Origin of the sequence: Aeromonas sp. s13 (assembly GCF_040907905.1) — a bacterium.
GTDB classification, from domain to species: domain Bacteria; phylum Pseudomonadota; class Gammaproteobacteria; order Enterobacterales; family Aeromonadaceae; genus Aeromonas; species Aeromonas veronii.
The window spans coordinates 19541-33052 of the sequence record NZ_JBFOCS010000025.1 but is presented as its reverse complement, the minus strand read 5'-3'; the positions used below and the strand labels follow the sequence as shown (position 1 = coordinate 33052).

Annotated in this window: 12 protein-coding genes; all 12 read left to right on the top strand. The window is 56.0% G+C overall.

Translation table 11 applies throughout. The features are described from left to right. The first annotated feature begins 227 nt into the window (after positions 1-227). Positions 228-1139, top strand: a complete 912-nt coding sequence (locus tag AB5Y82_RS02740; protein ID WP_111900837.1) for a BRCT domain-containing protein — start codon at positions 228-230, stop codon at positions 1137-1139. Between the two features lie 166 nt (positions 1140-1305). Next, positions 1306-1569, top strand: a complete 264-nt coding sequence (locus AB5Y82_RS02735) for a hypothetical protein (RefSeq protein ID WP_111900838.1) — start codon at positions 1306-1308, stop codon at positions 1567-1569. A gap of 816 nt (positions 1570-2385) precedes the next feature. Then, positions 2386-3348 carry a hypothetical protein gene (locus tag AB5Y82_RS02730; protein ID WP_111900840.1) on the top strand — a complete coding sequence of 321 codons (963 nt, stop codon included), beginning with the start codon at positions 2386-2388 and terminating at the stop codon, positions 3346-3348. Positions 3349-3507: 159 nt separating this feature from the next. Then, positions 3508-4032 carry a hypothetical protein gene (locus AB5Y82_RS02725; RefSeq protein ID WP_147746109.1) on the top strand — a complete coding sequence of 175 codons (525 nt, stop codon included), beginning with the start codon at positions 3508-3510 and terminating at the stop codon, positions 4030-4032. 637 nt (positions 4033-4669) lie between these two features. Beyond that, complete coding sequence (locus tag AB5Y82_RS02720; protein WP_111900841.1) at positions 4670-6577, top strand: fructose-specific PTS transporter subunit EIIC; 1908 nt, start codon at positions 4670-4672, stop codon at positions 6575-6577. Positions 6578-7141: 564 nt separating this feature from the next. Next, on the top strand, positions 7142-8548 hold the full coding sequence (uhpT, locus tag AB5Y82_RS02715; RefSeq protein ID WP_005353611.1) for a hexose-6-phosphate:phosphate antiporter: 1407 nt from the start codon (positions 7142-7144) through the stop codon (positions 8546-8548). 219 nt (positions 8549-8767) lie between these two features. After that, a complete protein-coding gene (locus AB5Y82_RS02710; protein WP_005334611.1) occupies positions 8768-9073 on the top strand; it encodes a PTS fructose transporter subunit IIB in 306 nt (101 codons plus the stop codon). After that, a complete protein-coding gene (locus tag AB5Y82_RS02705) occupies positions 9073-9840 on the top strand; it encodes a PTS sugar transporter subunit IIA (protein ID WP_368173623.1) in 768 nt (255 codons plus the stop codon). Before AB5Y82_RS02710 ends, AB5Y82_RS02705 begins: the two co-directional genes overlap by 1 nt. A 104-nt stretch (positions 9841-9944) precedes the next feature. Then, positions 9945-10868, top strand: coding sequence for a 23S rRNA pseudouridine(2457) synthase RluE (gene rluE, locus AB5Y82_RS02700; protein WP_368173622.1), 924 nt, complete (start codon positions 9945-9947; stop codon positions 10866-10868). Then, positions 10868-11359: an NUDIX hydrolase gene (locus AB5Y82_RS02695; protein ID WP_368173621.1), complete on the top strand. Its 492-nt coding sequence runs from the start codon at positions 10868-10870 to the stop codon at positions 11357-11359. The genes rluE and AB5Y82_RS02695 overlap by 1 nt, the downstream gene beginning before the upstream one ends. A gap of 303 nt (positions 11360-11662) precedes the next feature. Then, positions 11663-12769 carry a tRNA 2-thiouridine(34) synthase MnmA gene (gene mnmA / locus AB5Y82_RS02690; RefSeq protein ID WP_005353619.1) on the top strand — a complete coding sequence of 369 codons (1107 nt, stop codon included), beginning with the start codon at positions 11663-11665 and terminating at the stop codon, positions 12767-12769. Positions 12770-12792: 23 nt separating this feature from the next. Next, the gene (gene hflD, locus AB5Y82_RS02685) at positions 12793-13407 is read left to right on the top strand and encodes a high frequency lysogenization protein HflD (protein ID WP_005334622.1); all 615 of its coding nucleotides are present in this window, start codon (positions 12793-12795) and stop codon (positions 13405-13407) included. Positions 13408-13512 lie beyond the last annotated feature (105 nt).

The following is a 13512-nucleotide window of genomic DNA, read 5'->3' as shown; positions in this document are numbered from 1 at the left end:
ACTTAGTAGATGAACAGGAACTGACCCGCCAATCGGCAAGCAAGGGCATCTCTCCAATCCCCCAGGAAACCATTATTCGACAAAGCTCACATGCGTGACTAATGGCAGGCAAGTCTTCTGGCCTGATTGAAGCCAACTTTTATATGATGAAGTCATTAGGTACACCCGCAGCGATCCATATCTACGGGTAGTTCTCACTCTCTTTGTAACCAGCAAGGGATCATGCAATGGGTGAATTGAATCGTCATGGCCAGCCAGTCGCTAACTACAATGCAGCACGCAACCGCGACAAGCAGTTGAATAATCTGATGGGGATCTTGGACGGCATAATCGCAGACAGTGTCATCGATGAGCAGGAGATCCTGTATCTTGATACTTGGCTCAAAGAGAGTGCCAGCCTTAACAGCTGGATCTTTCGTGAGCTACGAGAAATGGTCGCTAATGTGCTGCAAGACGGTAAGTTGTGTGAAGAAGAAAAAATCCACCTTATGAGTGCGCTTCCCCGTCTGATGGAAACATATCGTCATCTACCGGGTGTCGACTTCTATTCAGAGGAATCTGACAAGCTATTACTCGAGGGGCTCTGTCAGGGGTTGATGGGAGATCAACAGCTGTCCGATGACGAGATCCAATACCTGAGCTGGTGGATGAAACAAAACAGCATGCTGAGGGCCCACTATCCCGGAAAACAGCTGTATCAGACGGTGGAGCGTATCCTGTTGGATGGCATTATTACTGCCGAAGAGAGAGAGGAGTTGCAGCAACAATTGATGTTGTTTATCGGCAATCCCTTCGAGCATGGGGCTGTCACGGGTATGGCAACCAAGTTGGCCATCAGTGACTTCGAAATAGATACCCTATATGACTGTACTGTTTGCTTCACCGGCATGTTTCTTTCCGGTACACGCCGACAGTGCGAGGAAACAGCCTTGCTATTGGGTGCAACTCCCCAAGACTCTGTCACCCAGAAACTTGATTACCTCATCATCGGTGAGCTCAGTTCGCGGGATTGGCGCTTCTCCTCATACGGCAGAAAAATCGAAAAGGCCATGTTGTTGCAGGAGAAAGGACACTCGGTACGTATCGTCACCGAAGAAGCCTGGCTTGCCCATGCCAACTCTCTGCACGAGTCGGCTTGAACCTTATATCACGGCGGGGGCTCACGCCCGCGCCTTGACAATTCACTCCTTCTGCTAGCCAACAGCACGCCAAAACGTGAGGCCGCTCACTGCGCCGGCAAGGAGAGATTGAGAGCCAAGTGAAGAGGAATATGATGGGCGCCTGCCTCACTTCACGAGCCCATTTATGAGCAACCCGCACGACCAGAATCCGCCAACTGAAATCCATCGCTGTGACAAATGCGGCGAGCGTACCCGCCATATCGTGGTGCTGGTCGCCCGCGATCACAGCCAGGACATCATGCCTAAGGATCCGCGCAAAGCCTTCTGGCAAGCCTTTACTTCCAGCAGCATCACCAACTGGGCGTTTGGTGAAACACTGGCCTACCAGACCACCCATGTAAAACATCTTATTTGTGAGCTGTGCGGGGAGAAGTTTCTGGAGTATTGAGTGGCGATAGTACATAGCAAGAGGTGAAGCTCTGCTTGCACTCACAGCGCCAAGTGGACAGATAACACCCACTTAATGAGCGATTTATTGATCTCTGGCAGGTTTTTGCCCGACTGCGGTTTTACCCTGCCCCTCTCTCGATTAATATGCCCCACTTGGCAACCACTCTTGCAGAAATAACCCTGTGCAGCCGTTTCGCCATCCACCACATCGCCGGATGACCGCAGCAGGCTGGAGGCTGTAATCCACGGGCGGTAGCGTGGTTTTTGTAGGTTGGCGCAGAGCGCAGCGAAGCCCAACAAGCGAGATATTGATACAACATTCGCGAACGTCCGATTACGCTTCGCAAATTGAACTTACAGTTCTGACAGAAGAGGTCACACCGCTTATATTCTCCAGCCAGAATGTGGATGGCTTTAATAACGAGGATATTTACCGCCATTTTCAGGGGCGATTGAAGTCGATGTAAGCAATTAGGATATTGTCGCGGTAAACGTTGGGCTTCACTTCGTTCAGCACCAACCTACGATGTGTGGCCCAACATACGAGATGGATACGACTCGATATTCTGGTGGCTAAAGCGCAGGAACTGATGCTGACAGAAGAGTGTGATTATTATTGGTTGGGGATTGCACATATCTCTTTTTGATTGAATTTACACAAACTTCCAATAACGCTGCACTAATCAGAGGTACGGGCTAACCATACTTTTTCTGCTGTATTTATTCACAGAAGTGCATATTGTATCTCTAATGAAAACCATAGTTCATTATTAAGTTATGATATTAATGTATTTCATAAAGGAAGCATTGCATTATGAATATTATTTTTAATGTAGGTGGGAAGAAAGTTCCACTTAAATCGCTAAAGTACATAAGTAAAGCAAATCAACTCGAAGTAATGCGTGAATGGTTTTATGAGAACTATGAAGATCCTGCAAACTCTTGCCCTTTCGAAAGTCGCGAAGGTGGGTACGCATACATTTATGGTGGCCCGTATGATGCTAGCCACGAACTACAAGCCATGTTTGATCAATACGTAAAATTTGAATACATTGAAGAATTGGCAGACGAGCTACAAGAGCAATGTTACGAATGGTCTGGAAACTCTAATAACATAGATGACTGGTATGATGATGACTTATATGATGCTGTAACGTCTTCCGGTGAACCGTATATAAAATTCATTAATAACATCGATAAAATAAAAGCACTGGCAAAAGATAAAACAGAACAAGAACAAAAAGACCATTTGCTTAGTTTGCTCTACACAAATGTCATTACAGCTTTGGAAACGCTTTATGTTGAACTATTCATTAATTCTATAGAGAGAAATGATGTTTACATAGCAAATTGTATAGAGAAAGGTAAGACTGAATTTAAAGTAAGCAAAGAGATTGCTGCATTACCTTTCAAGGATGAACCCATTGAGAAGATAAGAGAAGAGCTAATAAAGTCAATTAAGGAGCACTTGATCAGTGCAAGCTGGCATAGCACTAAAAAGGTAATCGACCGCTATAAAGCCACGTTTGATATAAAAGTACATAAAGACTGGCCGATAGAACATATTGAGTTAGCAACCCTTAATCGAAATCACTTAGTGCATCGTGGAGGAAAGGATAAAGAAGGAAACCCAGTAGTGATAACAGATCTAGCTCTTGAAATGCTGATAGAGAATGCATCAAACCTAGCAAATGCGCTCTACAACAGTTTAGATGTAGCAACGAATAAAACTGCAGTACAACAATCAGATGAAAAGTCATTTATTCACGACTTTTAAGAGGCTGCCCGTAGGTTCGAATAGCGAAGCGTATTCGGACATTCGCGTAATAAAATCTACCTTCCGGCTTCTATATATTCTGTTACCAAACAAGCGGTGCAATTCACTTGGTTTATTGTCCCCTACGGCACTACAACTTTAAGTATCAAGACAAAAATTATGAAAGCACGCATGATTTACTTATTATTTTTCCTCGGGTTATCCAGCCAAATCTCATTTGCTAATGAAACCGGATCTCAAGTGCCACCTCAGACAGAGGACTACCCGGCACCACCTGTATATAAAGGTAAGCCAGCCAAGCTTTCACTAGACTCTGAATTGGCCAGAACATTCCGTACCCGACTTACCTCGGCCTTGTCACAAAAGCCAGTATATGCTGGTGAATATGTACTGACAGGCTGGGGATGTGGTTCATCAGGTTGTTATGATCAAGTCCTTGTCAACAAGCGCACGGGCAAGGTTCTTGATACGGTATTTAATGCTTATAGCTCATATGATGTAAATGATGAGTCTGATACCCGTGTGGGAGAATGGATTGAATCGCCCCAAATTGATAGCCGCCTTCTCACAACGGTTAAAGTTGAAAACAGTCAAGACGGAAAACATTTTGTTTATTACACGAACTATTACATTGTTGATAAAAACCAGCTCACGCTTATAAAAACGATCCAAGACAGTCCATAGATTCGAGTATTCAGGTATTCATCCGGTCACCTTAACCCCGTAGGGTGCAATAAGCGCAGCGCATTGCACCTCTATCTTTGCCACCCCCAGCCTGCCCAAACAGGCGGTGCAATTCACTTTGTTCATTGCACCCTACGGTGCGCCGATGGCTGTGGTTTTTCTTGCCCGTTGTGGTGAGCTGTCTGGCACCGATGGTGCAGCCCATTTCTCCAGCTTGTTCTGCTCACGCCTTCCCTGCGTCCGCCCCTCGCGTCCCGCCAGCGGGGCCATTTCTGTGCGTTGGCTCACATCCCGCCGCCGTTCTTCACCTCACAAATTTACAGAAAGAGCGCTCCCATCTGCTGAGTAAAAACTCACCATACGGCCAAGGCGCTGAATCATGCACAAACACAACCAATTGATTTTAATCATCAATAAAAATATGAGCGATTCAATCCGCCCCCATTTCAGCAGCTATTCAGCTTTGCGATCAGGGTCACACTCGAGGTGATGGCGCACAAAAATCCAGTTATTCGCACATTTGTCCGATAGGGTGACCTCTCCCCCGGCGCGATAATAGTCGGGTCAATTTTGTCTGCATGCCGGCCTGCAAGGGCGGCATGCCAACAGGCTCCGGCAACGGAGCGGGGAGAGCGCCATGATAACCACCTTGATCAATGAACATCTGATCAATCTCGATTTGAAAGCGACACGTAAGGAAGAGGTCTTCACCGAGATGGCCCGCCTGCTGGTCGCGCAAGGCAAGGTCAGCGACGAGCAGCAGTTCGTCAAGGATCTGTGGGCCCGTGAAGAGCTGGACAACACCGGCTTTGAAGAGGGTGTTGCCCTGCCCCACGCCAAGAGTGCGGCGGTCAGCACCCCGGCAGTCGCCATCGGCATCAGCCGCAACGGCATCGACTACGGCGCCGAAGATGGCAAGCCGTCCAAACTGTTCTTCATGATTGCCTCCCCGGCCGGTGGCGCCAACCACCATATCGAGGTGCTGGCCGAGCTCTCCGCCAAGCTGATTGAAGAGGGCTTTATCGATGCCCTGCTGGCAGCCAAGACTCCGGCCGATGCGCTGGCACTGCTGCTGGCCAAGAAAGAGGAAGCGGCTGCCGCACCTGCGGCCAACAAGGGGCTGATCATCGGTGTCACCGGCTGCCCGGCCGGTATCGCCCACACCTATCTGGCGGCCGAGTCGCTGGAGCGCGCCGCCAAGGAGCTGGGTTATGAGGTGAAGGTGGAGACCAACGGCTCCATCGGCGTCAAGAACAGCCCGACCGCGGACGAGATTGCCCGCGCCGCCGCCATCGTGGTGGCCTGTGACAAGCAGGTGGACATGGCCCGCTTTGCCGGCAAGCCGCTCATCAAAACCGGCGTGAAAGCCCCCATCAAGGATGGCAAGGGTCTGATTGAGCAAGCACTGAAAGCCCCAGCCTATGTGGCTGGCAAAGAAGATAAAAAAGGTGAAGAGAAGAGCTCTGGCGGCAGTTCCGATCTCTATCGCTACCTGATGAACGGCGTATCGCACATGATCCCGTTCGTGGTGACCGGCGGTCTGTTGATTGCGCTGGCACTGGCCATCGGCGGCAACCCGACCCCGAGCGGCATGCAGATCCCGGAAGGGAGCATGTGGAACCAGATCCTCAACGTGGGGGTGGCCGCCTTCACCCTGATGATCCCCATTCTGGCGGGCTATATCGCCTACGCCATCGGTGACCGTCCGGCACTGGCCCCGGGCTTTATCGGCGGCTGGATCGCCAACAACGGCAGCTTCTACGGCGCGGATGCCGGTACCGGCTTTATCGGTGCCATCATCGCGGGCCTGTTGGTCGGCTATCTGGTGCGCTGGATTGCCACCCGTCAGTACCACAAGATGGTGCAACCGCTGGTGCCGATCCTGATCGCCCCCATCGTCGGCTCCCTGTTTATCGCTGCGGTATTCATCTTCATCATCGGCGCTCCCATTGCCGACATGATGACTGGCCTCAACGCCATGCTGCTCTCCATGAGCGGTGGCAGTCTGGTGCTGCTGGGTATCGTGCTGGGTGGTATGGCCGGCTTTGATATGGGTGGCCCGGTCAACAAGGTGGCCTTCCTCTTCTCCGTCGGCATGATCGCCTCCGGTCAGACCCAGTTCATGGGTGCCATGGCCTGCGCCATCCCGGCCGCTCCCCTTGGCATGTCGCTGGCTACCGTGCTCGGTCGCAAGCTCGGCATCTTTGACGAGTCTGAAATCGAAGCGGGCAAAGCCGCCGGTGCCATGGGTCTGGTGGGGATCTCCGAAGGTGCGATTCCGTTCGCCGCCCGTGACCCGCTGGCCGTTATCCCTGCCAACGTGCTGGGTAGCATGACCGCCGCAGTGATGGCCTTCCTGTTTGGCATCACCAACAGCGTCGCCCACGGTGGCCCCATCGTGGCCCTGCTGGGTGCCGTCAACAAGCCGCTGCTGGCCCTGCTCTGCATGATCTGCGGCGCCATCGTCACCGGCGTGGTCGCGGTTGCCCTGAAAAAGCTGCGAGTCAAAAAGAGTGACGAGGTGACCCTGGCCAAGGCGGCCTGAGTGCCCCTCGCCATCGCGGCTCGTAGAGCATAAAAGAGGCCACCCCACGGGGTGGCCTCTTGTTTTTTGGGGATGGCTGGTGGGCTGTATTTCCCAAAATCGCCCCCGAGAAATAGTGGTCGATAAGCACTCTTCCTCGTCTCTCCCCTTTCCTTTACTTGGCTCCCTTCTGACCTCTCCCCTCCTCAGCCCAGACCTTACACAAAGCGCCAAACTGGCTGAAATGGCAGCAATCCGGCGTCAGTGGTGTGATGTTTCTCACGCTTTGTCCGCGAAAGCGCAAAAACTAGGAAAATTTCCTATCCCCACTAGGGATGGCTCTCAAGCCATTTTTTGCCCCTCTTATTAGAGTCACCCCACCTGATGTCGTGACCCGCACCGCGACGGGCAATGTGCCCCGTCATCTCGTGCCGGGCCCGGGTTTATATGGATGGAGCGTCGAGCGCAGCAACGGCTGACAGCCCCAGCGTTCCGTTCTCCCTTCCGTGGCGTGACCTCGAACAACCTATCTACAAATGAAGGGCGCGGCGGAAATACCGTCTATCTCGCAGAGGATGAACGAAGATGTTGAAATTGCTCCAACAGGTCCGGGTCCCCACCCTCGACCTGCCGGTCGAAGCCCGGCGCAAACTCTGGTTCAAGCCGTTTATGCAATCTTATCTGGTTGTATTTATTGGCTATTTGACCATGTATCTGATCCGCAAGAACTTCAACATTGCGCAAAATGACATGATCCAGGAGTACGGTCTCTCCATGACCGAGCTCGGCATGATCGGCCTTGGCTTCTCCATCACCTACGGGGTGGGCAAGACCATCGTCTCCTACTATGCCGACGGCAAGAACACCAAGCAGTTCCTGCCGCTGATGCTGATCCTCTCCGCTCTGTGCATGCTGGGCTTCAGTGCCAGCATGGGCGGTACCGGTTTCAGCCTCTACTTCATGATCTTCTTCTATGCCCTGAGCGGCTTCTTCCAGAGCTGTGGCGGCTCCTGCAGCTACTCCACCATCACCAAGTGGACGCCCCGCAACAAGCGCGGCACCTATCTCGGTATGTGGAACCTCTCCCACAACGTGGGCGGTGCTGGCGCGGCCGGTGTGGCGCTGTTCGGTGCCAACTACCTGTTCGATGGCAACGTGCTCGGCATGTTTATCTTCCCCTCCATCATCGCGCTGATCGTCGGCTTTATCGGCCTGCGCTTTGGTAGCGATTCGCCGGAAGCCTATGGCCTTGGCAAGGTGGAAGAGCTGTTTGACGAAGTGGCGAGCGAAGAGGATATCGCCACCGAGGAGCAGCAGCTGACCAAGTGGCAGATCTTCGTGAAGTACGTGCTGCTCAACAAGGTGATCTGGCTGCTCTGCTTTGCCAACATCTTCCTCTACGTGGTGCGTATCGGTATTGACCAGTGGTCTACCGTCTATGCCCACCAGGAGCTGGGCTTCTCCAAAGACGTGGCTATTCAGGGCTTTACCTTCTTCGAAGTGGGCGCTCTGGTCGGCACCCTGATGTGGGGTTACCTCTCCGATCTGGCCAATGGCCGTCGTGGTCTGGTTGCCTGCGTGGCGCTGGCGCTGATCATCGCCACCCTGGGTCTCTACCAGCATGCGACTACCCAGTTTATGTTCCTGGGCTCCCTGTTCACCCTGGGCTTCCTGGTGTTTGGTCCGCAACTGCTGATCGGCGTAGCCGCCGTGGGCTTCGTCCCCAAGCAGGGCATCAGCGTAGCCGATGGCGTCAAGGGCACCTTTGCCTACCTCATCGGTGACAGCTTCGCCAAACTGGGTCTGGGCATGATCGCCGATGGCACCCCCATCTTCGGTCTGACCGGCTGGACCGGCACCTTCGCGGCGCTGGATATCGCAGCCGCCGCCTGTCTGGTGCTGATGGGTTGTGTCGCGGTCGCCGAGGAGCGCAAGATCCGCCGCATCAAGCGCGAACTGAAAGCCGCCGAGCTGGCTGCCCAGACCGCCTGATAGCCATAACAACAGACGCAGATTGTTCAGGGCCACCCACAGGGGTGGCCCTTGTTGTTTGGAGCAACCAGACACCCGACTGGCCCAGCATGAGCCTGCACAGCCGTTCAAGGGACGGGCATATCCCCATCAAGATCCCACTTTTCATATGGACTTTTGGTAAAAGCCCCCCGCTGGCGCTATCTTGTTGCTCCCCCTTGTCAGCATCACAGAGAGCAGATGAAGATCGTCGCCGTCACCGCTTGCCCGACCGGTATCGCCCATACCTATATGGCTGCCGATGCCCTGCAAAAAGCCGCCACTGGGCTGGGACTCAAGATCAAGGTCGAGACTCAGGGCGCCATGGGCATGGAGAACATGCTGACCGCCCGCGATATTGCCAGCGCCGATCTGGTGCTGATTGCCTCCGATATCGAGATTGAGCAGAAAGAGCGCTTCCTTGGCTGCACCATCCATCAGGTGAGACTGGAAACCGTGCTGCTGGATGCCAACGCCGTACTCAAGGCCCTGCCGATCCCGGCCTGATGCTGACCCGTGAAATCACCTTCTACTGCCAGCAGGGGTTGAGCATCACCCAGGCCAAGCAGTTGAACCGGCTGGCGGGGATGTTCAAATCCACCATCCGCTGCGCCAACCTCACCCGGCGTCAGACCGTTGCCGCAAGCAACCAGCTCTCCCTGTTGACCCTCGCCACCCAGCCCGGCGATCTCTGCCAGTTGCAGATTGAAGGGTGCGATGCCGAGCTCGCCCACATGGCCTTTACCTGCTGGTGCGGGGAACTGGGTCAACCACTGGTGCGCCCGCGCACCGCCGCGCTGGCGGAGTTGCGACTGGCCAACGCCCTGCCCGACTACCATTTTGCCCTGCGCCAGCTGGCCCACAGCACCGAACCGGTGACCAAGGCCGAGGCCCTCGAGCATCTGATCGATCTGCTGCCCGCCGAGCTGCTCACCGACCGCGCCACACTGACCGCCGCGGTGGAACGGCGCGAGCAGGTCTCGGCCACCATCATCCGCCCCGGCCTTGCCATGCCTCATGTATTGAGCGAAGGGATCAGCCAGCCAGCGCTGACCCTGCTCAATTGCAAGGAGCCCATCGAGTGGGGCTCTCAAATCGGACCGGTGCAGACCATTATTCTGCTGGCGGTGCCGGTTGGTAGCGGACGGGAGACCCTGCGCCCCCTCACCCGACTGGCGCAGGCGATGATCGACGATGTGGTCAGCCACGCCCTGCTGTTGGCGGGCTCGGCCCCCGCCCGTCAGGCTATCGTGATCGAGAGCCTGCTGAGCTAGGCGAATTGGCTCTGGGCGCTGCTTGTTGAAACACCAGCCATTCATCCAGCCCTCAGCACCCTGTGGTACACTCGCTGCCATCGTCTGTCTGAAGTGTGTATCCGATGAAATCTCCCCGCTCCCGTCTCTCTGTCAGCCGCGCGCCGCGCGATAACGCCCCGCGCACGGCGGCCAAACCAGCCGCCCCCCACCATGCATCCCCTCGCAAGCCGGAGCTGGCCCCCGAGGATCGCAAGCTGCTCCTGCTGAACAAGCCCTACATGGTGCTCTGCCAGTTCACCGACGAGGCGGGCCGCGAGACTCTCAAGGATTACATCAAAGAGCCCGGCATCTATGCCGCAGGGCGGCTCGATCGCGACAGCGAGGGGCTGCTGCTGCTCACCAACGATGGCAAGCTGCAGGCGCGCCTCACCCAGCCGGGGGAGAAGACCCCCAAGACCTACTGGGTGCAGGTGGAAGGGATCCCGAGCGAGGAGAAACTGGCCGCCCTGCGCGCCGGTGTGGAGCTCAATGACGGCATGACCCTGCCCGCCGGGGCGCGCATCATGGATGAACCTGCGGTGTGGCCGCGCAATCCGCCGATCCGCGAGCGTAAGGAGATCCCCACCAGCTGGCTGGAGATCAAGATCATCGAGGGGCGCAACCGCCAGGTGCGGCGGATGACCGCCCATATCGGCCACCCCACCTTGCGCCTTATTCGCTACGCCATCGGTGACTGGACCCTCGATGGACTGGCACCCGGCGAGAGCCGCAGCCTACCCGCCCCCGAGCTGGCGCCAAGCTCCAGCAGCCGCCCGCGTATCTCCTCATCCCGTTCAGGCGCTCATACCGCCAAACCGGCCAAACCGGCAGGAGATGCGCCACGGCGGGCTAGCCAGCCGAGACGGGACGAGCGTCCCCGCAGCACTCACCCAACCGAGCGCGCAGCCACGAACCCGACCGGCGGCAAACCCCGCAGCAGCGGGCGAGGAACGGCACGCAGACCCGCCCGTACGGGCAATCCCAATAGCAGCGACAAGGAGTCATGATGAGCAATCAGGCAGAGCAATCGGCCACCAGCCACGCCCGCATGGAGGCGCGCCTGACGGTCGCCGCCCTGGTGCAGTGGCAGGGCCGCTTTCTGGTGGTGGAAGAGGAGATAAAAGGCCAGCGCCGCTTCAACCAACCCGCCGGCCATGTGGAGGCCGGTGAAGATCTGCTCACCGCCGCCTGCCGCGAGCTGAAAGAGGAGACGGGGCTGACCGCCACACCCACCTCCTGGCTTGGCACCTATCTCTACAAACCGGCCGACAGCGAGGCCACCTATGTGCGCACCGCCATCATCTTCGACCTTGAAAAAGCGCCCGGTCAGCACCATCCAGAGGATCCTGACGGTGATGTGCTGGCTTGCCACTGGCTCACTCTGGAAGCAATAGCGGAATGTAAACCGGCCCTGAGAAGCCCCTTGGTATGGCAGTGCATTCAGGATTATCTGGCGGGGACACGGCTGCCGCTGTCGGCACTCAAGGCCTTCATCTGAGAGCCTGCCCACGCTCTTATTGCGAGGCCGTGATCAAGGCTCATGTGCTGCTCGGAATCCTCACGTATATATATACGCTCCGGTTCCTGCGCTGCTCTTTACCTTGCTGACGGCCTCTCGTGACAGATCGTGAACAGGCTATCCGATATCGTTTGGCACCATTTTTTCATCATGGTACTGACAAACAGAAAAACGATTTCCTGCTATCAGGCTCCTGATGGGAACTGCGGCATGGATATGTGACCGGGGGCGCAAAACTCTGGTAGAATACGCCCCGTTTAAACGAACTGGTAACTTCGACTAATGACAGACAACAGCCAAATCAAGGTGATCGTCGGCATGTCCGGCGGCGTGGATTCTTCCGTCTCGGCCTACCTGCTCCAGCAGCAGGGCTATCAGGTCGAAGGCTTGTTCATGAAGAACTGGGAAGAAGACGACACGGACGAGTACTGCTCTGCCGCCCAGGATTTGGCTGATGCCAAGGCCGTCTGCGACAAGCTGGGGATGAAACTCCACACCATCAACTTCGCGGCCGAGTACTGGGACAATGTGTTCGAGCACTTCCTCGAAGAGTACAAGGCTGGCCGCACGCCAAACCCCGATATCCTTTGCAACAAGGAGATCAAGTTCAAGGCGTTCCTCGAATTTGCCGCCGAAGAGCTGGGTGCCACCTATATCGCCACCGGCCACTATGTGCGCCGTGACGACAGCACCGGCCGCCCGCGCCTGCTGCGCGGTCTCGATACCAACAAGGATCAGAGCTACTTCCTCTATACCCTGAGCGAAAAGCAAGTGGGTCAGAGCCTGTTCCCGGTTGGCGATCTGGAGAAGCCCGAGGTGCGCCGCATCGCCGAGCAGCTGGATCTCATCACCGCCAAGAAGAAAGACTCCACCGGTATCTGCTTTATCGGCGAGCGCAAGTTCAAGGACTTCCTGGCCAAGTTCCTGCCCGCCCAGCCCGGTAAAATCGAGACCGTGGATGGCAAGGTGATCGGCGAGCATCAGGGGCTGATGTATCACACCCTGGGTCAGCGCAAGGGGCTCGGCATCGGTGGTCGCAAAGATGCCACCGAAGAGGCCTGGTATGTGGTCGACAAAGAGGTCGAGCGCAACGTGCTGGTGGTGGCGCAGGGCGAGCATCCTCGCCTCTACTCCGACGGCCTCATCGCCAGCCAGCTGCACTGGGTGGATCGCACTCCCATTCGCGAGCCGCGTCGCTGCACCGTCAAGACCCGCTACCGTCAGCAGGATATCCCCTGCCTGATCCAGCCCATCGACGACGAGACCATCCGGGTCATCTTCGACGAGAAACAGGCTGCGGTGACCCCTGGCCAGTCCGCCGTCTTCTACGACGGGGAAGTGTGTCTGGGCGGTGGCATCATCGAACAACGTTTCAGCCATCCGGTTTGAATCCTTAACAGAAGGCAGCAGACGTGAGCGATAAATTCCAAGACAGAACAATGGCCTTTGCCGGCATCTGCCAGGCCGCGTATCTGGTGCAGAAGGTGGCCCGAGACGGCAGCTGTGACGAGGCCGCCCTGCGCGAGAGCCTCTCCAGCATTCTGGTGACCAACCCGAGCCAGCCGCTCGAGGTGTTCAACAACACCCATCTGGCCATTCGCGACGGCTACCGTGCGCTGGTCGAGCAGCTGGGTGCCGACGGCAGCCAGAAGAATGCCGAGCTGACCCGCTACGTGGTAAGCCTGATTGCACTGGAGCGCAAGCTGGCCAAGCGCAAGGACATTCTCAATATGCTGGGTGAGCGGATCAGCCAGATTGGCCGCCAGCAACAGCACTTCGATCTGCTCGACGAGCAGATTTTAGCCAACATGGCGAGCATCTACAGCGATCTTATCAGCCCCATCGGGCCACGCATCCAGGTGGCGGGTACCCCGCTGTTCCTGCAGCAGCCGCTGGTGCAGCACAAAGTGCGCGCCCTGCTGCTGGCAGGCATTCGTGCCTGCGTGCTGTGGCGTCAGCTCGGTGGCAGCCGCACCCAGATCATCTTCGCTCGCAAGAAGATGGTGGAGCTGGCCAAACGTTACTAATCATCGGCTCGCGCGCGGGCAAGCGTGATCGACATCAGGGTGAACAGCCGCACATCAGCCTTGATGACAACTAAGCCCCACGCGCGAGTGGATACGGATCCCCCA